This is a genomic window from Latilactobacillus sakei, from assembly GCA_002953655.1.
Classification (GTDB): domain Bacteria; phylum Bacillota; class Bacilli; order Lactobacillales; family Lactobacillaceae; genus Latilactobacillus; species Latilactobacillus sakei_A.
This window is the reverse complement of the sequence record CP025839.1, coordinates 487,345-510,265: the sequence shown is the minus strand read 5'-3', so window position 1 is coordinate 510,265 and position 22,921 is coordinate 487,345. Positions and strand designations below refer to the sequence as shown.

The 22,921-nt window shown below is 42.4% G+C and carries 19 protein-coding genes, 27 tRNA genes and 2 rRNA genes; 3 read left to right on the top strand and 45 right to left on the bottom strand.

Features of this window, described 5'->3' with window-relative positions; all coding sequences use genetic code 11:
- Positions 1 to 122 precede the first annotated feature (122 nt).
- Complete coding sequence (locus tag C0213_02425) at positions 123 to 554, top strand: hypothetical protein (GenBank protein AUX11312.1); 432 nt, start codon at positions 123 to 125, stop codon at positions 552 to 554.
- A 169-nt stretch (positions 555 to 723) separates the two neighbouring features.
- Here the strand turns inward: C0213_02425 and C0213_02420 are convergent, their stop codons facing one another.
- From C0213_02420 to C0213_02370, 11 genes are all read right to left on the bottom strand, one after another.
- Positions 724 to 1,089: a DUF1634 domain-containing protein gene (locus C0213_02420; GenBank protein AUX11311.1), complete on the bottom strand. Its 366-nt coding sequence runs from the start codon at positions 1,087 to 1,089 to the stop codon at positions 724 to 726.
- Positions 1,089 to 1,934, bottom strand: a complete 846-nt coding sequence (locus C0213_02415; protein ID AUX11310.1) for a permease — start codon at positions 1,932 to 1,934, stop codon at positions 1,089 to 1,091. Before C0213_02415 ends, C0213_02420 begins: the two co-directional genes overlap by 1 nt.
- Positions 1,935 to 2,007: 73 nt before the next feature.
- Positions 2,008 to 2,748 (bottom strand): 3-oxoacyl-ACP reductase, encoded by a 741-nt coding sequence (locus C0213_02410; GenBank protein AUX11309.1) that lies wholly within the window; start codon positions 2,746 to 2,748, stop codon positions 2,008 to 2,010.
- The gene (locus C0213_02405) at positions 2,748 to 2,972 is read right to left on the bottom strand and encodes a DUF2829 domain-containing protein (protein AUX11308.1); all 225 of its coding nucleotides are present in this window, start codon (positions 2,970 to 2,972) and stop codon (positions 2,748 to 2,750) included. The genes C0213_02410 and C0213_02405 overlap by 1 nt, the downstream gene beginning before the upstream one ends.
- A gap of 156 nt (positions 2,973 to 3,128) precedes the next feature.
- Positions 3,129 to 3,497, bottom strand: coding sequence for a DUF956 domain-containing protein (locus C0213_02400; protein AUX11307.1), 369 nt, complete (start codon positions 3,495 to 3,497; stop codon positions 3,129 to 3,131).
- Positions 3,498 to 3,806: 309 nt separating this feature from the next.
- A complete protein-coding gene (locus C0213_02395) occupies positions 3,807 to 4,718 on the bottom strand; it encodes a PTS mannose family transporter subunit IID (GenBank protein AUX11306.1) in 912 nt (303 codons plus the stop codon).
- An 18-nt stretch (positions 4,719 to 4,736) separates the two neighbouring features.
- Positions 4,737 to 5,543, bottom strand: coding sequence for a PTS mannose/fructose/sorbose transporter subunit IIC (locus tag C0213_02390; GenBank protein AUX11305.1), 807 nt, complete (start codon positions 5,541 to 5,543; stop codon positions 4,737 to 4,739).
- A gap of 34 nt (positions 5,544 to 5,577) precedes the next feature.
- On the bottom strand, positions 5,578 to 6,555 hold the full coding sequence (locus tag C0213_02385; protein ID AUX11304.1) for a PTS mannose transporter subunit IIAB: 978 nt from the start codon (positions 6,553 to 6,555) through the stop codon (positions 5,578 to 5,580).
- Between the two features lie 405 nt (positions 6,556 to 6,960).
- The gene (locus C0213_02380; GenBank protein AUX11303.1) at positions 6,961 to 8,241 is read right to left on the bottom strand and encodes a glutamate/aspartate:proton symporter GltP; all 1,281 of its coding nucleotides are present in this window, start codon (positions 8,239 to 8,241) and stop codon (positions 6,961 to 6,963) included.
- Between the two features lie 56 nt (positions 8,242 to 8,297).
- The gene (locus tag C0213_02375; GenBank protein ID AUX11302.1) at positions 8,298 to 8,996 is read right to left on the bottom strand and encodes a noncanonical pyrimidine nucleotidase, YjjG family; all 699 of its coding nucleotides are present in this window, start codon (positions 8,994 to 8,996) and stop codon (positions 8,298 to 8,300) included.
- Between the two features lie 5 nt (positions 8,997 to 9,001).
- The gene (locus C0213_02370) at positions 9,002 to 9,943 is read right to left on the bottom strand and encodes a dihydroorotate oxidase (GenBank protein ID AUX11301.1); all 942 of its coding nucleotides are present in this window, start codon (positions 9,941 to 9,943) and stop codon (positions 9,002 to 9,004) included.
- A 201-nt stretch (positions 9,944 to 10,144) separates the two neighbouring features.
- Between C0213_02370 and C0213_02365 the strand changes: the two genes are divergently transcribed.
- Positions 10,145 to 11,092 (top strand): malate transporter, encoded by a 948-nt coding sequence (locus C0213_02365; GenBank protein ID AUX11300.1) that lies wholly within the window; start codon positions 10,145 to 10,147, stop codon positions 11,090 to 11,092.
- 45 nt (positions 11,093 to 11,137) lie between these two features.
- Here the strand turns inward: C0213_02365 and C0213_02360 are convergent, their stop codons facing one another.
- The 4 genes from C0213_02360 to C0213_02345 form a co-directional block, all read right to left on the bottom strand.
- Positions 11,138 to 12,043, bottom strand: coding sequence for an L-lactate dehydrogenase (locus C0213_02360; protein ID AUX11299.1), 906 nt, complete (start codon positions 12,041 to 12,043; stop codon positions 11,138 to 11,140).
- 22 nt (positions 12,044 to 12,065) lie between these two features.
- Positions 12,066 to 12,434 carry a reactive intermediate/imine deaminase gene (locus C0213_02355; GenBank protein AUX11298.1) on the bottom strand — a complete coding sequence of 123 codons (369 nt, stop codon included), beginning with the start codon at positions 12,432 to 12,434 and terminating at the stop codon, positions 12,066 to 12,068.
- 144 nt (positions 12,435 to 12,578) lie between these two features.
- Complete coding sequence (locus C0213_02350; protein ID AUX11297.1) at positions 12,579 to 13,541, bottom strand: malate permease; 963 nt, start codon at positions 13,539 to 13,541, stop codon at positions 12,579 to 12,581.
- Positions 13,542 to 13,574: 33 nt separating this feature from the next.
- Positions 13,575 to 15,206 (bottom strand): NAD-dependent malic enzyme, encoded by a 1,632-nt coding sequence (locus C0213_02345; protein AUX11296.1) that lies wholly within the window; start codon positions 15,204 to 15,206, stop codon positions 13,575 to 13,577.
- Positions 15,207 to 15,337: 131 nt separating this feature from the next.
- Between C0213_02345 and C0213_02340 the strand changes: the two genes are divergently transcribed.
- Positions 15,338 to 16,258: a LysR family transcriptional regulator gene (locus C0213_02340; GenBank protein AUX11295.1), complete on the top strand. Its 921-nt coding sequence runs from the start codon at positions 15,338 to 15,340 to the stop codon at positions 16,256 to 16,258.
- 24 nt (positions 16,259 to 16,282) lie between these two features.
- Here the strand turns inward: C0213_02340 and C0213_02335 are convergent, their stop codons facing one another.
- From C0213_02335 to C0213_02190, 30 genes are all read right to left on the bottom strand, one after another.
- Positions 16,283 to 17,131 carry an alpha/beta hydrolase gene (locus tag C0213_02335; GenBank protein AUX11294.1) on the bottom strand — a complete coding sequence of 283 codons (849 nt, stop codon included), beginning with the start codon at positions 17,129 to 17,131 and terminating at the stop codon, positions 16,283 to 16,285.
- 133 nt (positions 17,132 to 17,264) lie between these two features.
- Positions 17,265 to 17,348 (bottom strand) — tRNA-Leu (locus C0213_02330).
- Between the two features lie 37 nt (positions 17,349 to 17,385).
- Positions 17,386 to 17,456, bottom strand: a tRNA-Cys gene (locus C0213_02325).
- Positions 17,457 to 17,483: 27 nt separating this feature from the next.
- Positions 17,484 to 17,555: transfer RNA gene (locus tag C0213_02320), tRNA-Gln, on the bottom strand.
- A 9-nt stretch (positions 17,556 to 17,564) separates the two neighbouring features.
- Positions 17,565 to 17,637: transfer RNA gene (locus C0213_02315), tRNA-His, on the bottom strand.
- 59 nt (positions 17,638 to 17,696) lie between these two features.
- Positions 17,697 to 17,767 (bottom strand) — tRNA-Trp (locus tag C0213_02310).
- 7 nt (positions 17,768 to 17,774) lie between these two features.
- Positions 17,775 to 17,855: transfer RNA gene (locus C0213_02305), tRNA-Tyr, on the bottom strand.
- Between the two features lie 5 nt (positions 17,856 to 17,860).
- Positions 17,861 to 17,933 (bottom strand) — tRNA-Phe (locus C0213_02300).
- Positions 17,934 to 17,942: 9 nt separating this feature from the next.
- A tRNA-Asp gene (locus tag C0213_02295) sits at positions 17,943 to 18,016 on the bottom strand.
- A 3-nt stretch (positions 18,017 to 18,019) separates the two neighbouring features.
- Positions 18,020 to 18,093, bottom strand: a tRNA-Met gene (locus C0213_02290).
- A 9-nt stretch (positions 18,094 to 18,102) separates the two neighbouring features.
- A tRNA-Ser gene (locus tag C0213_02285) sits at positions 18,103 to 18,193 on the bottom strand.
- Positions 18,194 to 18,223: 30 nt separating this feature from the next.
- A tRNA-Glu gene (locus C0213_02280) sits at positions 18,224 to 18,295 on the bottom strand.
- Positions 18,296 to 18,303: 8 nt separating this feature from the next.
- Positions 18,304 to 18,391 (bottom strand) — tRNA-Ser (locus C0213_02275).
- 14 nt (positions 18,392 to 18,405) lie between these two features.
- A tRNA-Ile gene (locus tag C0213_02270) sits at positions 18,406 to 18,479 on the bottom strand.
- A gap of 6 nt (positions 18,480 to 18,485) precedes the next feature.
- Positions 18,486 to 18,556 (bottom strand) — tRNA-Gly (locus C0213_02265).
- A gap of 12 nt (positions 18,557 to 18,568) precedes the next feature.
- Positions 18,569 to 18,641, bottom strand: a tRNA-Phe gene (locus C0213_02260).
- Between the two features lie 9 nt (positions 18,642 to 18,650).
- Positions 18,651 to 18,724, bottom strand: a tRNA-Asp gene (locus C0213_02255).
- 2 nt (positions 18,725 to 18,726) lie between these two features.
- Positions 18,727 to 18,800: transfer RNA gene (locus C0213_02250), tRNA-Met, on the bottom strand.
- Between the two features lie 45 nt (positions 18,801 to 18,845).
- A tRNA-Met gene (locus tag C0213_02245) sits at positions 18,846 to 18,919 on the bottom strand.
- A gap of 15 nt (positions 18,920 to 18,934) precedes the next feature.
- Positions 18,935 to 19,008, bottom strand: a tRNA-Met gene (locus tag C0213_02240).
- 37 nt (positions 19,009 to 19,045) lie between these two features.
- Positions 19,046 to 19,119 (bottom strand) — tRNA-Pro (locus C0213_02235).
- 5 nt (positions 19,120 to 19,124) lie between these two features.
- Positions 19,125 to 19,198 (bottom strand) — tRNA-Arg (locus C0213_02230).
- Positions 19,199 to 19,209: 11 nt separating this feature from the next.
- Positions 19,210 to 19,298: transfer RNA gene (locus tag C0213_02225), tRNA-Leu, on the bottom strand.
- 14 nt (positions 19,299 to 19,312) lie between these two features.
- Positions 19,313 to 19,384: transfer RNA gene (locus C0213_02220), tRNA-Gly, on the bottom strand.
- 7 nt (positions 19,385 to 19,391) lie between these two features.
- Positions 19,392 to 19,464 (bottom strand) — tRNA-Thr (locus tag C0213_02215).
- 35 nt (positions 19,465 to 19,499) lie between these two features.
- A tRNA-Leu gene (locus C0213_02210) sits at positions 19,500 to 19,583 on the bottom strand.
- 23 nt (positions 19,584 to 19,606) lie between these two features.
- A tRNA-Lys gene (locus C0213_02205) sits at positions 19,607 to 19,679 on the bottom strand.
- A gap of 2 nt (positions 19,680 to 19,681) precedes the next feature.
- Positions 19,682 to 19,754 (bottom strand) — tRNA-Val (locus tag C0213_02200).
- A 10-nt stretch (positions 19,755 to 19,764) separates the two neighbouring features.
- Positions 19,765 to 19,881: ribosomal RNA gene (gene rrf / locus C0213_02195) — 5S ribosomal RNA — on the bottom strand.
- An 88-nt stretch (positions 19,882 to 19,969) separates the two neighbouring features.
- A 23S ribosomal RNA gene (locus tag C0213_02190) occupies positions 19,970 to 22,890 on the bottom strand.
- Positions 22,891 to 22,921: the final 31 nt, after the last annotated feature.

The window sequence follows — 22,921 nt, the reverse complement described above, 5'->3', positions numbered from 1 at the left end:
TTTTAACAAAAGGCAATACTTGCTATTTACGCCCATTATCTACTATGATAGGGGTAAGTTTAGACGTTGTATCTTAAGAACGTCCTTGCTTTTACTTAAGTTTTATTAAAAGGAGCAGTCATATGCAGACTTATCGCATTAAGAAGCCACGCAAACTTGAAATCACTTATGATGATCAAATTCTCACACTTCACTACCCAGGACTCTTAAAGAAAAATGACAAAGACGATCGTGAGATTGCCTTTAAAAAATTAAAATCCGTTCGTTTTTTTGAAGCCACTTATCGCCAAGGCCATCTCCAAATTCTCTATCAAAAGCCGAACCACGCCCTTGAAAAAATCATTATCAGCTTTGAAGCTACTGATAACGATGAATTGCAAAAGCTCTATCAACTAATGAACGATTACATCGAGAAACCGGCCGAAGAAGACTTAAGTTTCGTCAAAAAAGGCGAACTAATTATGGCTTATCTCAAGATGAAAGAAGACGGCCTAATGACCGATGATGAATTCGAAGAAAAGAAAAAACGGATCTTAGGATTAGAAGATCAATAACCAAGTAAAGCCCAGGACAAAAGTAATTCTTGTCCTGGGCTTTTTATGGTGTAAACGTGTTTTTTCAGGCATCTTCCTCCGGTTAACTTTGAATGCCGCCTGCTTGCTTGTTGCAATCATTCGTCACTCTTTGTTAAGCCTCAGAAGATAAGCGCCTGAAACACACTCTTTATTTGATAAACCCAATCGTCATCCCAATGATTAAAATCACTAAAACGATGACCGTGATCCAAACATACAGATAGTCCCCTTCTTTAGCAAAAGCATAGATTGAAACCACCACTCGTAAAACAGGGGTTAAAATCAAACAGAATAAGCCAAACATAATAACCGCCCCAGCTTTTAATTCAGCCATCCCTTGGAAAATCATTGTAAAAGTTGTAGGAAATTGGTGTTCACCATAGCCGGTTCCACCATGCATTAAAAATAGAAGCATCCCGATAATGAGGACAGTCGCTGAGACTAAAACACCCACTCGTAAGATTTTACCAATTACTAATTCAATTTGCGCCATTTCTTTTTTACGATCTGTCATTAGATGTGCACCCCGAATCCTTTAAGCACCATTTGCAGTCCCATATAAAGCAAAATTGGGATAAAAATCATCCGAATAAACTTCGGTTGCAAATGTTGCATCACTCTTGAACCAACTGTTGCGCCCGCTAAAATTCCTAGGGCTAACGGGGCAGCAATTTCTGGTAGAATCGCGCCACTAAAGAAATAAACCGTGGCTGAAGCTGCTGCCGTCACACCCATCATTAAATTACTTGTAGCACTGGAAGGTTTTAGCGGCATCTTCATAATCGTATCCATCGCGGTTACTTTAAACACCCCACTACCAATCCCTAATAGGCCAGAAGCAATCCCCGCACCAAACATCATCGCAAAGCCACCAGGTACTTTTTCAACCTGATAATCAACTTGCTTTTGGTTGGCCTTATCGTAATAAGTACCATTTAAATTTAATTTCTCAGCCCACTGATCATTTGCTGCGCCAACATGTTCTTCGGCCTTTTTACCACGCAGTTTTTGAATCATATTGTAAGTCGAGAACAATAAAAAACTCCCAAATAAAACGAATAAAAAGCCGGTCGGGACAACACCGGTTAATAAGGCCCCGATAATTGCTCCGACGGTTGTCGCAATTTCAAGAAACATCGCCACTCGCAAATTCAGCATATCGTCTTTTAAATAAGCAATTGTGGCGCCTGAACTAGTGGCAATCACGGCGACAATGCTAGCCCCGATTGCATACTTGATATCTAGGCCAATTGCAAGTGTTAACACGGGGGTCAGGATAATGCCGCCACCAATGCCAAGAATCGCACCTAAAATACCAGCTAAAATCCCCACTGCCAATAATAATATAATCTGTTGCATAACTTTTTTCTCTCCTCTATGCCATTAAAGCATGTCCTACAAGCGTTTTTTACCTGTTAAGATCTGAATGTTACTATTTTTCAAGCCAACCACCGTCGATTGGCACCACCGTCCCGTGGATGTAATCAGATGCTTGACTTGCTAAATACAAACTTAACTGGGCAACCTCTGACGGTTGTGCCCAGCGACCAGCTGGCGTTTGACGCGCCACTTCCTTGGCCATTTCACCTGCGCCCGTAAAATCGGCAGCGTTCATCGGGGTTTCTATCGCCCCTGGTGCGATACAATTCGCCCGAATGCCTTGACTCGCGTAATCGTAATCCAGTTGCTTCGTATAACCGATAATCGCATGCTTAGAAGCCGTGTAGGCCGCACCGCCACCACCAGCCACTAACCCGGCAATTGAAGCCATGTTGACAAAAACGCCTTTATGGCGGGCCAACATACTGGGTAAAATTGCATTAGTCACTAAAAATTGGCTTTTTAAATTAACTGCCATCAGGTTATCCCAATCAGCTGCACTTGTTTCAAGCGTTGGTGCGTATTGGTCCAATATGCCGGCTGTATTGCAGACAATATCAAATGAGTGCCCTGTCGCTAACAAGTTTTGTAACGTCGCCGTTAATTGGGGAGCGTCTCGAACATCGACTTGAACCGTTTTTAAACCGTCTGCCGCCTTTGCAATGGGCACTTTATCTAATGCGACGACAGTTGCCCCTTCCGCCAAAAAGGCCAGCATCTGTGCTTGGCCAATCCCGGAAGCCGCCCCGGTGACTAAAACCGTCTTTTGTTTTAAATCTGTAAAATGCCCCATTAGTCAACTAACTGCCAATCTTCGGCTAATACGTCACAAGAAGTTGGTTGGAACATTGAATAAGCTGGTTCTTCCGTTGTTTTAATCAGTAAATATGGACTGATTGCTGCTCCTTGATACGTATCACCACTAACTTGAACAATAAATAATTCGGGGCCACCCCAACCTGTTCGTACTACTTTTTTGCCTGCTTTTAACGCGATAATTGCTTTGTCAAATCCCATTTGAATCCCCTCTTCTATTTTGCTTGTATGTTCATTAAATTAATCTTATATGGTATTTTAGCACGCCCTAGAAGGAGTCGCAATTTTACAATCGTTGACAAACAAATAGACCCTAGCTGAATCATCATTCAACCAAGGTCTATTCTTAATAATGCTTTATTTTGATTGACGTTTAAAAACGCGCTTAATCACATCCCACACGCCGAGCGATTGTACTAATCTTTCAGCCGGTACGTGTTCTCTAATAGCCCGTAACACTTTCTTAGGCTCCTTTGAAGCAAAAGTATAAGTTCCATTTTTCTTAGTTTGAATTGCATACCGCGGAATCCATTTACCTTTGAACATAACCGACGCAATCACATAATCGACTTCTTCCCACGGAATTTGAATAAACTGGCGGGCATCGCGATCATTAAAAAATTCAAAACCCTTATCGCCAATCATAATTTTGCCGTAATCTGATAAGGCCGTAAAAGAGGTCGCATTGATGACTAATTCGACTTTTGTATTGATTGATTGAACCATTGTATCGACTCCATTTCCCAAGAACTTACTTTCATTATACGCTTTTATAAAAAGGAAGGGCTAGGACAAAGTAAATTTGCCCTAGCCCTTCCTTTGTTTTTGAAACGTGCTTTCACTAACTGCTTTTTCCGGTTATTCACAACACTAAGCTAGTGCTCAAAAGCACCCCGTTAGTGACGCACTCTTTTTTAAACGTGCTTCAGTAGGTATATTTCTACGGTTAAGCAAATTTGTCAAATCGGTGCTTTCAGCCCCAATTCGTCAAATCCAGTTAATCCTCAAAATATAAACGCCTGCTTACGCACTCTTTTACATTAAGTGTAATAGATGGAAGACAATTCCGACTACGAATAAGCCAAGAATAATAACGATTGGTGATACCTTTTTCTTAAGTAACCACATACAGAATAATGTTAAACCTAATGCAGCTAAACCAGGAATCAAGCTATCTAAGTTATCTTGTAAAGTTGTTACTTTATGGTCTGTTAATGACAAACCTTGTGCTTGTTGTTGTAAAGCCGATTGAATACCTTTAGCACCACTTGGTAATTTATCCCAGTCGATGAAAGCACCTTTATCTAATTTAACAGATGAAACAGTCGGTGTGAACTTGACTGATACCCATCTATTAACCAGTGATCCCAAGATGAACATCCCAAGGATTGAAGCACCCTTAGTAATATCTTGTAAAATACCACCAGATAAATCTTCAGTAATCTTAGAACCAGCACGATAGCCGAATTCTTGTGTGTACCACATGAATGACATACGGATAGCATTCCATGCGATAAAGTAAATGATTGGGCCAAGAATGTTACCACTCATAGCAAGTGAAGCAGCTAAAGCACCGATAATTGGTTTAACAGTAAACCAGAAAACGGGATCGCCGATACCAGCTAAAGGTCCCATCATACCAACTTTAACCCCTTGGATTGTAACATCGTCAATTGGGGCCCCATTAGCACGTTCTTCTTCAAGGGCTAAAGTAACCCCGATGATTGGTGAAGCAACGTATGGATGCGTATTAAAGAATTCCATGTGACGTACTAACGCAGCTGAACGTTCTTCTTTAGTTTTATATAATTTCTTAAGCGCTGGGATTAATGAGTAAGCCCAACCACCATTTTGCATACGTTCATAATTCCAAGAACCTTGAAGGAAAGTTGAACGTAACCAAACAGAGATACGGTCTTTTTTTGTTAATTTTAGTTGTTCTGCCATTTTTTGTCAGCCTCCTTCTTAGTAGTTGTCAATGATATCGCCTAGCGGATCACCAGTATTTGAGCCACCGCCGTTATTACCTGAGCCTTGTTTTGAAAGGGCTAAGTAGATAAGAGCAAGTGAAATACCGATTGCGCCAAGTCCGATAAGTGTCAATTGAGAGATAGTTGCAAGTACGAAACCAATTGCGAAGAATGGCCATACTTCTTTAGTTGCCATCATGTTGATAACCATTGCGTAACCAACAGCAACAACCATCCCACCACCGATTGCTAAACCATCTGTTAACCATACTGGCATTGCTGTCAACATTTCTTTAACAGGACCAGCACCGATTGCTAAGATTAAGCCTGCAGGGATAGCGATCCGTAAACCTTGCATGATAATCGCGATGTATTGCCACATTTCGATCTTACGGAAGTTACCTTCTTTAGCAGCAGCATCCATGATGTGCACGATACCTGTTGCTAATGTCCGTACGATGATTGTTAATAATAAACCAGCTACGGCAAGCGGCACAGCGATAGCGATAGCTGATGTAACGCCGGCTTTACCTTGACCACCAAGTACTAAAATAATTGCAGATGCGATTGATGCTAAAGCAGCATCGGGTGCAACAGCGGCCCCAACGTTAGCCCAACCTAAGGCGATCATTTGTAATGTCCCGCCTAAGATAAGACATGGTAATAAGTTACCGGTTACTAGGCCGATTAATGTACAAGCAATGACTGGCTGATGGAAATGGAATTGATCTAAGATACCTTCCACACCAGCTAGAAATGCGATAAAAATGACCAAAATCACTTGAATGAAATTCAAATCCATGATTATTAATCCTCCGTTTTCTTCTGATAATTAATTATTTATTGTTTTGTTTGTCTAATTCTGATTGTGCTTTTTTAAGGATGCTATCCATATTACCGTTTGAATCACTTGGCACTTTGCGAACATCAAACTTGATGCCTTTTGCCTTTAGTTTTTCAAATGTATCGATATCATCTTGGTCAAAGGCCAAAACAGTATTAGGTTGAACTTTACCAGTTGAGTGCGCCATTGAACCAACATTAATTGTTTCTAATGGTACGCCACCTTCAACGGCTCTAAGTGCATCTTGTGGTGATTCGAATAATAATAAGGCACGTTCCTTACCGAAGTGTTGATCATCTTTTGCCAACTTGATCATTTGATCGATTGGCACCACATGCGCTTTAATGCCACCAGGAGCCGCTTGTTTAATTAAGTTTGTCCGTAATTCATCTTTAGCAACGTTGTCTGAAACAACAATAATCCGTGTTGGGTTAGTTGTCTTAGACCAAGTGGTTGCCACTTGACCATGTAATAGACGTGAATCAATACGTGCCAAGACATATTTGAACTTACCAGGAGTCCCTGTATTAGCAGCTTGTTTTGCTTCTGCCTTTGGTGCTTCTTTTGGTTCTAAGTCTTCAGGTTTAACCCGAACACCCGCCTTAGCCTCATCAATAATATGTGCTGCGATTTCATGAGCAGATGTCATAGATAAACGTGATGCGTATGCCTCAATCAACATTGGTAAGTTCAAACCAGTAACGATTGCCCATTTATCTTTGTGAGCTTCGAACAAGCCATTTGCTTGATTAAATGGTGAACCTCCCCAAAGATCGACTAAGAACAAGACGTCATCATCTGCGTCAAACGTTGCAACGGCAGCTTCTAAATGCGCTTTCAAATCATCTGGTCCTTCATTAGGCATAAAAGTAACAGCTTGTACTTTTTCTTGTTCGCCGAAAATCATTGAACCAGATTGCATGATACCTTTAGCAAACTCCCCGTGACTTGCAATAACGATTCCAACCATTCACAAAAACCTCCTTATAAAATAGTTGTAATAACACACTGATAAAAACGCTAACAATTATAATGAAATATTATGGCATTAATCCCTATCAATCTATTATCACACCAAAACGTTTTTCTTTTTAAAACGCTTTACTCGTTTATTTTACCACAAATCTCTAATCTGTCTAATCATTTTTACGTTATCTATGAAATTGGTCTAGATAATGCCGTCGTTATCCGTTTTCATAAATATACATTGCTCTCTAGTATTTAACGACGACAACATTTCAAGGTAGCTGATTTGAAGATGTCACATTAATTTAAATCATTGCCAGACCGGTCTATACCCTGAGACAGTAAAAAGGACTAGGAGACAATTCTCATCCTAGTCCTTTTTTTATCGGCTGACTACTATTTAGTCTTACTATTTTTTAGCGCCTAATTGCGCTAAGTATTTCGTTCGTTTTGCTTCATCGAATTCATCTTCAGATTTAGCAATAATCACGGCTGCTAATGAATTACCCATGACATTAACTGCTGTTCGCCCCATGTCGACTAAGCGATCAATCCCCGCAATGAATGCCACACCAGCAGCTGGCACCCCAATGGTCGTAATCGTTGCAAGTAATACCACAAATGAAGCCCCTGGCACCCCGGCCATCCCTTTAGAGGTGATCATCAAGACCACTAAGAGCGTTAATTGTTGCATTAAACTAAGGTGAATATGATAAGCTTGCGCTAAAAAGAGCGCCGCTAATGATTGATAGATTGCGGATCCATCAAGGTTAAACGTATAACCTGTAGGAATGACAAAAGAAGCAATTCCCTGACTAACCCCGTAATCTTGAATTTTTTCCATTACTTTAGGTAACGCAGCTTCCGAACTGGCAGTTGAAAAGGATAGCACTAATTCTTCTTTAAAGACTTTCAACAGTTCTAAGATATTAATGTGCCAAATTTGCGCCACTAGCCCCGCCACAACCACAACGAAGAAAATCATCGTTAAGTAACAAATCACTAGGAAATAAACCAATGGCTTCAATGCATCAAACCCAAATTGGGCAATCGTCACACCGATTAGGGCAAAAACCCCGATTGGCGCTAATTGCATAATCCAGTTAGTCAATTTAAACATCACTTCTGAAATCATTTCAAAAGCGTTAATCAGCGATTCACTACGTTTGCCAAATGTTGCAAGCCCTAGGCCAAACAAGACCGTAAAGAAGATGATTGGAATCATTTCCCCTTCACTAAGGGCTTTGAAAATATTCGTGGGCACAATATTCATAATAATATCGCCCAAGCCATGATTGCTAGCTGACTCAGCAGCCGCTGTATATTGGCCAATTGAACCTTGACTCAAACTATGAATATCGATTAAGGCCCCTGGCTTTGTCAAATTACCGACGGTCAACCCCAATGCAATGGCAATGGTGGTCATCATTTCAAAATATAAAAGTGTCTTGCCGCCAATTCGACCCAACTTTTTGATATCGCCCATTTTGGCGATGCCTACTACCAAACAAGAAACAACGATTGGCAATACAATCATCTTAATTAAATTAATAAACAACGTTCCTATCGCTTGCATCACCGCAATTGCAGCTTTGTTTTGGTAGAAAATCCCACCGGCAACTAAGCCAAGTGCGATGCCGATTAAAATCCGCCAGCCTAAACTAATCCTAAAATAACGTTGTTTTTTCATCTCTTGTCACTCCATCTTTTAACGCACTCTAACGGTTGGCGCTTTGATTGTCACGCTTAAAGCGTCAATAATTCTGTTAATTGTTTAATTTCATGTGTTGGCTGTAAGGCCTGATCATGATTAATTTGACCTGTTGGATTGTACCAAGCTGTTGCCACCCCCACATTTTGCCCTCCCTGAACGTCAGAAGTCAGTGAATCACCTACAATTAATGACTGAGTCATTGTAACAGTTTCTAATTTCTGGAAAACAGTTTGAAAATAAGCTGGGTCCGGTTTTTGATAACCTAATTCTTCCGATACAAAAATGGCATCGAAATAATGCGCTAACCCCGAATCTTGCAGGCGTTGGTACTGTGTGCGCGCCACACCGTTCGTTGTGATATATAACTTCGCGTGTTGCGCTTGCAAACCACGCAATAATTCTTCGGATTGTGGCATTAAATCGTGGCCTAAAGCCAAATTATCTAAGTATTGACTTGATAACTGTTGACCGTCGACCACTTTATTAAACTGCTTTTTGAAAAAAGTCGCAAAGCGGGTATTCAATAATATTTCCCGGGTTAATTCGCCTTGTTCATATTGGCGCCATAACCCTTGATTGAAAGTTTGATAAGTTGCTTTAATATCACTCGTTAAGTCAATATCTTGGGCGTTAAATAGCCGTTCTAATGCTTGATCTTCATCCGCATCGAAGTCAAATAAGGTATTATCCATGTCGAAAAATAAATATTTATATTGCATTTTGTTAATCACTCTCTTTAATCTAAATATTTTAACTTGCCCTTAAAATCGGCTATTTTATTATACCCTTTTTGTTGCATGATTGTTTGTAATTCTGCTGTTAAGCGGGCAAAGATCTGTGGGCCTTCTTTATAAAGTGCAGTTCCGACTTGAACCATACTAGCACCACATAATAGATGTTCAAAAACATCTTGTCCAGACTTGACGCCGCCCGTCCCGATAATTTGAATCTCAGGTTTCAATCGTTGATAAAAGGCATGGACATTCGCGAGCGCTGTCGGTTTAATATAGTCGCCACCAATCCCACCAAAACCATGCTTGGGTTTAATGCTAACCCGTTCGGTGGCAGCATCAATCGTGAGCCCATTACCGATACTATTGACAGAATTAATGAATGCCAAGGGAAATTGGTTTAAAATAGCCGCCATCTGATCAAAATGAACAATATCAAAATAAGGGGGTAATTTGACGCCTAACGGTCCGTCATACACTTCAAAGACCCGCGTTAAAATTTGTTCAACCGTTTCAAAATCATAACCCGTTTGTGGTTTCCCTGGCACATTAGGGCAAGAAAGATTCAATTCCACTAAACCATTAAAATCAGAATCTGTGATTTGCTTCAATAGCGTTTCGTCCTCAGAGATATTGAAACCAGTAATTGATTGAAAATATCGTTTCTCAGGAAAAAGGGCTTGTTGTTGAGAAATGTAATCGAGATAATAAGGTAAGCCCTTATTAGGGAGACCCATCGAGTTAATGCTCCCCCACGGTGTTGATAAATAGCGTGGTTCCGGATTACCCGCCCTTGGGACCACGGTGGCACTCTTGGTTACAAAAGTGCCTGCTGCAGATTTTTGAATCTGATTTAGTTCATCTGCATCATAACAATAAACGCCTGCTGCATTCATTAAACAATTGTCAAAATGAATGCCTGCTAATGTTGTTTCAGTTGAAATCAATATTTTCGCCCCTATTCCGATTTATTTCTATTGATTATACGTGATTTAACCAATAAATACCACCCTTTATTCGATATTAATATCAAAACACGAACTATTTAGCCTATTACTTAAATATCTCCTTAATAGAGTTGCTTTTAAGTCATCCCTAATCGTTTTATACTAATAGCAGAACGATTTTCAAATAGAAAGAAGCTTATTATGCAAACCTTAGTTAATAGTAGTGCCGGTGTTTTTATTATCATTATCATGATTGTGGTCGGTTATGCCTTGGCGGCACGGCATTGGTTTAATGAAGAAAGTACCGCGCTCATCGCTAAACTTGTGACACAAGTTGCCCTACCACCGTACATGATTATTTCAATCACTAAGGACTTTTCACATAATCAATTAGTCACTTTACTCCCTAATCTCCGTTTTCCAGTTATCTCAATGTTACTTTTATTTGGGATTTCAATTATCGTCGCACGACTTATTAAAGTCGATGCCAATCGACGTGGCTTATTCGAATCCATGTTTTTCAATTCCAATACGGTTTTTGTAGGCTTACCGATTAACCTAGCCCTCTTTGGTCAGCGCAGTCTCCCCTTTGTCTTAGTCTATTACATGGCTAATACCACTATTTTTTGGACCCTTGGTGTTTACTTAATTCAACGAGATGGTACCGTTCAGGACGGCCTATCCCTTAAAACTGTTTTACAGAAGGTTTTCTCGGCGCCACTAATCGGTTTTATTATCGGCGTTATCCTAGTCTTATTGGATTGGCACTTACCCAGTTTCTTAACACAGTCCTTCACTTATCTCGGCAACCTGACCATCCCACTATCCATGCTCTTCATTGGGATTTCAATTTATAACGCCGGCCTTAGAAATATTCGCTTTGGCAAAGATCAACTAGGTGTCTTGGCCGGTCGGTTCATCTTTGCGCCTTTATTAATGACTGCGTTAGTCTATCCAAGTCACATGCCACCCCTCATGAAACAAGTCTTCATTCTGCAATCTTGTATGCCCGTCATGACAAATGCCCCCGTTGTCGCACGGCTTTATAATACAGACGCTGATTTTGCCGCTGTCCTGGTGACCGAGACAACAATCGGGGCTTTGTTGATGGTACCGCTCATGATGTTCCTCTTGGGACAACTATTTTAACCATAAAAAAGACGCCATCCATTAATTTGGATGGCGTCTTTTCATTTAGATAGCGGCATACATGTGTTTGATCGTATCAATCGATGTTTGCCATTTTTGTTGTTCTGCTGTCGTTAACTGACTTGGATAATCCTGTAAGACACCCGCAGCACCAACCATTGCTGGATGGCCAACATAGCATTGGACAGTGTCATCAAAGTTAGAAACGGGTAAGACTTGCCGTGTATTTTGTAAAATAGCTGCGGCACAGTGCGCTGCTTGATTAGCAATCCCATAAGACGTATAACCCTTGCCACTGAGAATTTCCCAAGCACCTTGGCGAGCATCGACTTCAAATTGTGCCAATTGTTCTGGCGATAATTGTGCTGCTAGTGGTTGCCCACCAACATGCACCCCAGACCAAGCGACAAATTGTGAATTACCATGTTCACCTAATACATACCCTTGGACACTATTAGGCGCAACGTTCAAATAATGGCCGACTGCAACTTGCATGCGCGCCGTATCCAAAGTTGTCCCCGTCCCTAAAACGCGTTCCTTAGGAAAGCCAGTTAAAGCTTGTAAATATTGGGTAATCACATCGCATGGATTAGTAATGTTCAATAAGATTCCTTTGAAATTAGCCGCCTTTAATTTAGGGGCCCACTCTGCGACGGCTGTTTTCGTATAAGTTAATTCATCAAACCGATCATCACTATGTTCGAGGATACTAATGTCGCCTGCCGAGAAAATCACTAGGTCGCAAGTTGCTAATTGACTTTCATCATTAGCTGTAATCTTAACAAAACCTGTGTGATCAACTTGACCGGCTTCTAAATCATTTCGTTCTGCTTCTGCTAATTTTGGCTTTTGATCAAATAAAACTAACTCACTACAAATGCGCCGGGAAACGAGCGTATAGGCCACCGTACTCCCAACGTGACCAATGCCAATAATGGCTACTTTATTCATTGATCCAACTCCCAATCAAATATTATCGAACAGCAATCGCTTCAATTTCAACAATCCCACCAGCTGGTAATTTGCCAACTTGAACGGCACTTCTAGCAGGTGCAATGTCACCGAAGTATTCTGCATAAACTTGATTAAATTCATTAAAATCATCTAAGTTGGTTAAGAAACAGTTGGTTTTAACGATATTTTCTAAGGTTAGCCCTGCTTCTTTTAAAACACTTTGTAAGTTCATAATCGCTTGTTTCGTTTGTCCTGCTAAATCAGGTGCAAGTTTGCCGTCTTTTAAGCCCAGTTGACCTGACATAAAGACCATCTTATCGGTCGCAATTGCTTGGCTATATGGTCCTAATGGTTCTGGTGCTTGTTTCGTATAAATCTTTTCTGACATATTAATCAACCTCTCTTGTTTATTGACTACGCTTTCATTGTAGTCCAGATAGGCTTGTTTATCAACCAAGATTGTGTATTATTACACATTTAACCACAAAAAAAGAGCGTTAGATAATCGGAATATCTAACACTCTTATTGAAACTAGATGAATTGAACGATTTGCATTAAGATTGGCACAACGACGACGAACAAGACAGTACTTGTTGTAACAACGTTTGTTGCATATTCAACGTCCCCGTGTGATTGACCGACTAAGATTGGTAAGACAGCCAAACCTGGTGTTGCGGCTTGAATAATTAATGTGCTTTGTTCAATTGATGGAATTGAAGTTGTGTTCTTGAAGAACATCATGATCGCAATCATGATGGCTGGTGCAACAACGAAACGACCTAATAGGGCTAAGATTGTATCGCGGTCGAAATGGATTGATTTCAAACCAGCATCAGCTAAGATAATCCCAATGTAGATCAATGACATTGGTGTTACGATGCCACCAACCATTGAGAATGTCTTATCAACAAGTTCTGGTAATGGTAAACCAGTTAAAAGATAAATTAATGCGGCTAAGAAACCGATTAATGGTGAAGGTAATAATTTACGCCAGTTAAATTTGCCTTTAGCAGCGCCTTTTTCTTTTGTAGGATCATCATTTGAGATGAAGAAGACCCCGATTGCCCATGTTGAAACCGTGTTTGCAACATAGTAGATCAAGAAGTAAGGTAAACTCTTGTCACCGAATAGTGCCAAGTTCAATGGTAAACCAATGAAGATTGTATTGGCATTAACGAACATATTGATAAATGTCCCACGACGACCTGGCCGAATCCGGAAAGCCTTTGTTAATAACCAAGCAACTAAGTAACCTAGGGCAAAACTAATTAAAACATAGATTAAGCCGCCAGATAAACCGACCAACTTTTCACGGGTCAAGTTATCTAAAACTGAAACAAAGATTGATAATGGTAAAGCAACGTTCATGATTAAAAATGAAATTGTACCTTTAAAGTTATCATCAAACTTCTTAGAACTTCGTAGCCAAAACCCCAAAGCAATGACTAAGACGATTTCGATGACACTTGATAATGATGTTAGAAATGCTGCCAACTCTTTCACTCTCCTACCAATTAATATTTAAAATTATAGTGCTTTGTATTCTGGTTCCCATTTCATGTCTGCAACGGCTTTTTGCACGTCAGCAATTTCTTCTTTATTCAAACCTTGGTCAACAGCGCTTTGTGCAACAGCGTTAGCAACAGTTTGTGAGAAGACGTCTAATTTTGTAACAGGAGGCAATACGGCTGCGCCAGGTTCTGTTGGATCAACAATCCCACCCAATGAATGTGCTGCCTTACTAATCATTTCGTCATTTAAGACTTTAGCAGTTGAAGCAATTGTCCCTAAACCAAGACCTGGGTATACCAAAGCATTGTTAGCTTGACCGATTTCATATGTGACACCGTTGTATTCAACAGGTGCCGCTGGAATACCAGTAGCCACTAAGGCTTTACCATCGGTCCATTTAATTAAGTCTTCAGCAGTTGCTTCAGCTAATTTAGTTGGATTTGATAATGGGAAGATAATTGGCCGTTCTGTGTGAGCAGCCATTTCCTTCACGATTGATTCTGTAAAAGTACCAGGTTGTGTTGAAGTACCAACTAAGATTGTGGGATGGATCGCTTTAACAGCAGCTTCTAAGGTTGTTAATTCATCCGCATTAGCGAATTCACTACGTTTGCGAGCAAATGGTTTTTGTTCTGGTGTTAATTCTGGATCATCATCGAACAATAGACCTTGCTTATCAACCATGTAGAAACGGCTACGTGCTTGTTCTTCAGTTAAACCTTCTTGTAACATTTCTTCGAAGATGCGGTGTGTAATACCAGCACCAGCAGTCCCAGCACCAAAGCTCATGTAAACTTGGTCGGTCATCTTGCCACCAGAGATATTTAATGCACCCATGATACCAGCTAATGTGATAATCCCTGTTCCTTGGATATCATCATTGAAAGTCACGATTTGATCTTTGTACTTGTTCAAGATGTTAGCAGCATTACTCCGGCCAAAATCTTCAAAGTGAAGGTACATGTTAGGGAATAATTCTTCAGCTGTTTGAACGAATTGATCAACGAAATCGTAGTAACGATCGCCGCGAACACGTTCATGCCGGTTTCCTAAGTATAATTCATCATTTAATAAACTTTCACGGTTTGTACCAGCATCTAAAACAACTGGTAAGACTTGACTAGGATCAATCCCGGCAGCAGCTGTATAAACCATTAATTTACCAACTGAGATATCGACACCTTGTGTTCCCCAGTCGCCAATCCCTAAAATACCTTCGCCATCAGTCACAACGATTAATTTAATTTCGCGACCATCAGCAGCGTTGGCTAAAGTCGTCTTCATTGAATCAGGATCGTCGATTGACAAGAAGGCTGCATGTTGTGGATTCACATATAAAGCACTGTAGTTTTCAATTGTGTCAGCAATCGTTGGATCGTAAACCACTGGCATGAATTCAGCAACGTGTTGGCTGAATAACTTGAAGAATAAAACCCGGTTTTCATTAAAAATTGACATTAAGAAAATCCGTTGTTCAAGCATGTTTGCTTTTGATTGATATTGGGCATAAGCTTGTTTAACTTGTTCGTCAATTGTTTGAACGTGGGGTGGTAACATCCCCGTTAAACCAAATTGAGCACGTTCTTCAGCCGTAAAAGCGGTCCCTTTATTTAAAAATGGATCATTTAAAATTTGTTGTGCTTTCATATTAATAATCTCCTTTTCTTTTTATATCATGTTGGTCACTATACACGCCTCAACATTTGATAGTCAAAACTTACAACTGTGATAAAATAGATTTATATGAGTTTTTCAAATCGCATTAAATAGGAGTTTCTATGAAGATTAAAGATTTAGAATATTTTGTGGCTTTAATTAAATTAAAAAATTTTACGGCAGTTGCTGACCAATTTGGCGTTAGCCAGCCGACCATCACTTATGCGGTTAAGCGTTTAGAAACAGAATTTGAGACTAAATTAATCCGTCGGGACCAGTCGCATCAATCGATTATTATTACGGATAGCGGTGAACAACTCAATCGACATGCGGTAAAAATTCTAAATGAAATTCAATTGACAACTACCGATATGCAAAATTTGTCTGCCACTGAACTTCGTTTTGGATTGCCACCTATCATTGGCACCTATTATTTCTCTAAATTAGCGCAGAAATTAGTCAAGGCTGGGAGTATTCAACATTTTGCAACGGTTGACGGTGGTTCTACCGAATTACTGGCAAGTTTAGAAGCCGGGCGTTTAGATGCTGCTTTACTGGGCTCGGCAACGCCACTAGAAAATGATGCCTTAACGGCTGAAATTATCGAACAACATCACTTTAAAATCGTTGTCAGCCCCAAATCATCGCTCGCAAACGCAAAAAAAGTTGCTTTTCGTGATTTAGCCAATGAAAATTTTATCATGTTAGCGGAGGGGTTCGTTCATCCTGTCGTTTTTGATACGCTTTCGACGATGAATCAAATGAACCCTGATATTATTTACCGAACCAACGATGTTAGTATTCTTAAAAGTATGGTCCATGAAAACGTCGGAATTGGCTTTCTAACTGAAACGGCCATCACACCAGCTGATGACTTAATTACTTTAGACTTACTTGACCAACCGCAACCCACCTTCTACATTTCATTAGCCTCTCGTAAGACACAACTCTTCTCAGCAACTCAACAAGCCTTATTAGGGACTTTAATAACCGCCGCTAAAGAATACCGCTTAGAACAAAAAAACAGCAACACCGACTCATAAACCGTCGATGTTGCTGTTTTTTAATTACCATAGGAAATCGATTACCGCTTTATTAACAGCTTCGTTTTCATGTAGTTTGCTATGTTGGGCATTCGAGCCCTTAAATTGAACTTCTTGATATGATTTAGCGCTTGGTGCCACTAAATATCGCAACGATTGTGAAGAGACATTGCTAACACGCCCATCAGAATCACTACCATCTGATAAGTCCCCATAAATATTTAAATATTGAATTTGATTTTTGGGTAATCTGTGTCTCAATCCCATTAGTTGCCGGTAAGTGGCGTTGATCTGCTGTGGGCGGCCATTTTTAGCCAGATGATTTTGATTTGCACGATCATCCATCCCGATAATACCAGCATAGTGCCCCGCAATCGAAACGAACTTAGCTAATTGTGGCATTTTTTTATTCTGAGCATTATTTGCCAGATAGAAAGCTAATGTTAAATTACCCATCGAATGAGCGACTACATTAAATTGTTTAAAATGATGCTGCCGGTTAACCGCAATCAATACCCGTTTGAACCATTCACCATTTTGCCGGTAATTGGCATTGCGATTATTCTTATAAATCACCTGGATAATCGGTCGTGTTGTATTGCCTGTCCAATGCCCCTCTAATTCAACTTGTCCCGTCCGACTGACAATTGCGGTTAATACCTTAGTAGCCCTACCTCGCTCTTCTGCCGCCGCAATCATACTATCGTTCGAACGACCAGAGCCACCATACCCATGTAAATAAAAAGTTGGTGCACTGTCACGGACACGATTTGCTTGTTGTCTTGCTTGGTTTGGACGCTGATTTATCAGTAATATTCCTACAATAATTGCTACTAGAAAACCACCGCTAAGTAAAAAGCCCCACTTCTTCATCACAATCACCCTTTTGATGTACTTAGTATATCCCTATCGTATCATACCGCTTTCATGCCAGACAATAACTTATTTTTAGACAACAAAAAAGCCCTATCTCTAGGGCTTTTAAAACTTGTATAATAATCCATTATACCGGTGATCGGGGTCGAACCGATACTTCCGTGAGGAAACGGGATTTTGAATCCCGCGCGTCTGCCAATTCCGCCACACCGGCATCTTACAGAACGTTTAAGGTTAGCGCCTAAACGCAAAGGCGGTAACCGGATTTGAACCGGTGATAAAGGTTTTGCAGACCTCTGCCTTACCACTTGGCTATACCGCCATAAAAGAACAAATCCTGTCCTTGAAATTGGGCTAGCTGGATTCGAACCAACGCATGACAGGATCAAAACCTGTTGCCTTACCGCTTGGCCATAGCCCAATAATAAAAGGCGGTATGTGGGAATCGAACCCACGTGTGTCGGATCCACAAACCGATGTGTTAACCACTTCACCAATACCGCCATTATTAACATGAATAATTATACCATAGTCGCAATGTTTATGCAACATATAATATAAACAGGGATAGTAGGAATTGAACCCACACTGACGGTTTTGGAGACCGTAGTTCTACCTTTAAACTATATCCCTATAAATATGGAGGAGAGTGGATTCGAACCACCGAACCCGAAGGAGCGGATTTACAGTCCGCCGCGTTTAGCCACTTCGCTACTCCTCCAAAAATGGCGCAGGACAGAATCGAACTGCCGACACATGGAGCTTCAATCCATTGCTCTACCAACTGAGCTACTGAGCCATTTTGAAACGGTCACAACGGGACTCGAACCCGTGATCTCCTGCGTGACAGGCAGGCGTCCTAACCAGCTAGACCATGCGACCAAATTGCGGGAGTAGGGTTTGAACCTACGACCTTCGGGTTATGAGCCCGACGAGCTACCAGACTGCTCCATCCCGCGATAATATAAAGGAGAATGAGAGATTCGAACTCTCGCGTGGGCAGAACCCACCTGACGGTTTTCAAGACCGTTCCCTTCAGCCAGACTTGGGTAATTCTCCATAAAAACTATAAATGTAACAATGTTACAATGACCCGTACGGGATTTGAACCCATGATACCGCCGTGAAAGGGCGGTGTCTTAACCACTTGACCAACGGGCCATACAAAACGGAGAAGGAGGGATTTGAACCCTCGCGCCAGTTTCCCGACCTACACCCTTAGCAGGGGCGCCTCTTCAGCCACTTGAGTACTTCTCCAAATATTTAGATAATGGGCCTAAATGGACTCGAACCATCGACCTCACGCTTATCAGGCGTGCGCTCTAACCAGCTGAGCTATAGGCCCATGAAAAGCGGGTGACGAGAATCGGACTCGCGACAACAGCTTGGAAGGCTGTGGTTTTACCACTAAACTACACCCGCATATTCATGATATGGCGCAGGACAGAATCGAACTGCCGACACATGGAGCTTCAATCCATTGCTCTACCAACTGAGCTACTGAGCCATTTTGAAACGGTCACAACGGGACTCGAACCCGTGATCTCCTGCGTGACAGGCAGGCGTCCTAACCAGCTAGACCATGCGACCAATTGCGGGAGTAGGGTTTGAACCTACGACCTTCGGGTTATGAGCCCGACGAGCTACCAGACTGCTCCATCCCGCGATAATATAAAAATATTATAACCACCTACAAAATCTCACCAAACGATGGACCTTGTAGGACTCGAACCTACGACCGGGCGGTTATGAGCCGTCTGCTCTAACCAACTGAGCTAAAGGTCCAAGTTTTTTGAAAAATAGCGGCGAAGGGGATCGAACCCCCGACCTCCCGGGTATGAACCGGACGCTCTAGCCAGCTGAGCTACACCGCCAAAAAACTTAAATTATAACATGTAACTTACGTTACAATCGGGAAAACAGGATTCGAACCTGCGACCCCCTGGTCCCAAACCAGGTGCTCTACCAAGCTGAGCTATTTCCCGTTATATGCACCCAGTAGGAGTCGAACCTACAACCTTCTGATTCGTAGTCAGACACTCTATCCAGTTGCGCTATGGGTGCATTTTTCATTATGATGCCGAGGACCGGAATCGAACCGGTACGGTAGTCACCTACCGCGGGATTTTAAGTCCCGTGCGTCTGCCAGTTCCGCCACCCCGGCTTAATCATAATGAAAGCGGAAGACGGGATTCGAACCCGCGACCCCCACCATGGCAAGGTGATGTTCTACCACTGAACTACTTCCGCATCTTAATGCCGACTAGACGATTCGAACGCCCGACCCTCTGATTACAAATCAGATGCTCTACCAACTGAGCTAAGTCGGCATAATAAGATAACTTTCATTGAATATTCAATTAAATGCGGGTGAAGGGACTTGAACCCCCACGTCTATATAGACACTAGAACCTAAATCTAGCGCGTCTGCCAATTCCGCCACACCCGCATTTTGGCGTGTAACTTGGCCGATGAGTCGTGACAGGCTCGAACTGTCGACCCTCTGATTAAAAGTCAGATGCTCTACCAACTGAGCTAACGACTCAATGGAGGTTACAGGGCTCGAACCTGTGACCCTCTGCTTGTAAGGCAGACGCTCTCCCAACTGAGCTAAACCTCCATCAAATATAGCGTGGCAACGTCCTATCCTCGCAGGTAGTTTCCCACCAACTACTATCGGCGCTAAGAAGCTTAACTACTGTGTTCGACATGGGAACAGGTGTATCCTTCTTGCTATCGCCACCACACTATTTGTGCTTACGCACTGAGAAGAACTTCGTTCTCTCAAAACTGCATAATAAGTAATATTTCATTTCAAAAGCCAAACATTGCACCTTTGGTTAAGTCCTCGACCGATTAGTACTAGTCCGCTCCATACATCGCTGTACTTCCACTCCTAGCCTATCTACCTGATCATCTTTCAGGGGTCTTACTTCCATAAAGGAATGGGAAATCTCATCTCGAGGGGGGCTTCACACTTAGATGCTTTCAGCGTTTATCCCTGCCATACATAGCTACCCAGCGATGCGCCTGGCGGCACAACTGGTACACCAGAGGTATGTCCATCCCGGTCCTCTCGTACTAAGGACAGCTCCTCTCAAATTTCCTGCGCCCGCGACGGATAGGGACCGAACTGTCTCACGACGTTCTGAACCCAGCTCGCGTACCGCTTTAATGGGCGAACAGCCCAACCCTTGGGACCGACTACAGCCCCAGGATGCGATGAGCCGACATCGAGGTGCCAAACCTCCCCGTCGATGTGGACTCTTGGGGGAGATAAGCCTGTTATCCCCAGGGTAGCTTTTATCCGTTGAGCGATGGCCCTTCCATACGGAACCACCGGATCACTAAGTCCGACTTTCGTCCCTGCTCGATTTGTCAATCTCACAGTCAAGCTCTCTTATACCTTTACACTCTACGAATGATTTCCAACCATTCTGAGAGAACCTTTGAGCGCCTCCGTTACACTTTAGGAGGCGACCGCCCCAGTCAAACTGCCCACCTGACACTGTCTCCCGCCACGCTAAGTGGCGCGGGTTAGAGTGGTCATACAGTTAGGGTAGTATCCCACCAACGCCTCAATCGAAACTAGCGTTCCGATTTCTACGGCTCCTACCTATCCTGTACAAACTGTACAAACACTCAATATCAAGCTACAGTAAAGCTCCATGGGGTCTTTCCGTCCTGTCGCGGGTAACCCGCATCTTCACGGGTATTATAATTTCACCGAGTCTCTCGTTGAGACAGTGCCCAAATCATTACGCCTTTCGTGCGGGTCGGAACTTACCCGACAAGGAATTTCGCTACCTTAGGACCGTTATAGTTACGGCCGCCGTTTACTGGGGCTTCAATTCTGGGCTTCGCTTGCGCTAACTCATCCTCTTAACCTTCCAGCACCGGGCAGGCGTCAGCCCCTATACGTCATCTTACGATTTTGCAGAGACCTGTGTTTTTGATAAACAGTTGTTTGGGCCTATTCACTGCGGCTGACCTGACGGTCAGCACCCCTTCTCCCGAAGTTACGGGGTCATTTTGCCGAGTTCCTTAACGAGAGTTCACTCGCTCACCTTAGGATATTCTCCTCGACCACCTGTGTCGGTTTACGGTACGGGTAGTTTATTTCTCACTAGAAGCTTTTCTTGGCAGTGTAACATCAGGAACTTCGCTACTTAATTTCGCTCCCCATCACAACTTGTCCTTAAAGAATCAAGCATTTCACTCAACTCAAGACTTATTGCTTGGACACACATTTCCAGTCGTGTGCATTCCTTAGCTTCCTGCGTCCCTCCATCATTCAAACAAAATAAACTAGTACAGGAATATCAACCTGTTATCCATCGACTACGCCTCTCGGCCTCGCCTTAGGTCCCGACTAACCCTGGGAGGACGAGCCTTCCCCAGGAAACCTTAGTCATACGGTGGATCAGATTCTCACTGATCTTTCGCTACTCATGCCGGCATTCTCACTTCTAAGCGCTCCACTAGTCCTTACGATCTAGCTTCGTCGCCCTTAGAACGCTCTCCTACCGCGGACACTTACGTGTCCACCCACAGTTTCGGTATTATGTTTAGCCCCGGTACATTTTCGGCGCAGCGGCACTCGACTAGTGAGCTATTACGCACTCTTTAAATGGTGGCTGCTTCTGAGCCAACATCCTAGTTGTCTGTGCACCGCCACATCCTTTTCCACTTAACATAAATTTTGGGACCTTAACTGGTGATCTGGGCTGTTTCCCTTTCGACTACGGATCTTATCACTCGCAGTCTGACTCCCGGAACTAAATCAATGGTATTCGGAGTTTATCTGAATTCAGTAACCCATGACGGGCCCCTAGTCCAAACAGTGCTCTACCTCCATGATCCAATATTCCGAGGCTAGCCCTAAAGCTATTTCGGAGAGAACCAGCTATCTCCAAGTTCGATTGGAATTTCACCGCTACCCACACCTCATCCCCGCCATTTTCAACTGACGTGGGTTCGGTCCTCCAGTGTGTTTTACCACACCTTCAACCTGGACATGGGTAGGTCACTTGGTTTCGGGTCTACATCTATATACTCACTCGCCCATTTCAGACTCGCTTTCGCTACGGCTCCAGCTTTTCACTTTAACCTCGCATATAAACGTAACTCGCCGGTTCATTCTACAAAAGGCACGCCATCACTCATTAACGAGCTTTGACTAATTGTAGGCACATGGTTTCAGGATCTATTTCACTCCCCTTCCGGGGTGCTTTTCACCTTTCCCTCACGGTACTGGTTCACTATCGGTCACTAGGGAGTATTTAGCCTTGGGAGATGGTCCTCCCGGATTCCGACGGAATTTCACGTGTTCCGCCGTACTCAGGATCCAGAACGGAGGTTAAGTTGTTTAATCTACGTGGTTATCACACTCTTTGACTCAGCTTCCCAGCTGATTCGATTACAACTTAACTTGGTAACTCCAAAGTTCTGTCCTACAACCCCAAGAAGCAAGCTTCTTGGTTTGGGCTCTTCCCCGTTCGCTCGCCGCTACTTAGGGAATCGATTTTTCTTTCTCTTCCTGAAGGTACTTAGATGTTTCAGTTCCCCTCGTCTACCTTCATTAAGCTATGTATTCACTTAATGATAATACTCGATTAAAAGTATTGGGTTCCCCCATTCGGAAATCTCCGGATCAAAGCTTACTTACAGCTCCCCGAAGCATATCGGTGTTAGTACCGTCCTTCATCGGCTCCTAGTGCCAAGGCATCCACCATGCGCCCTTTATAACTTAACCTATCTTTACCTACGGTAAAGGGTTATTATTTG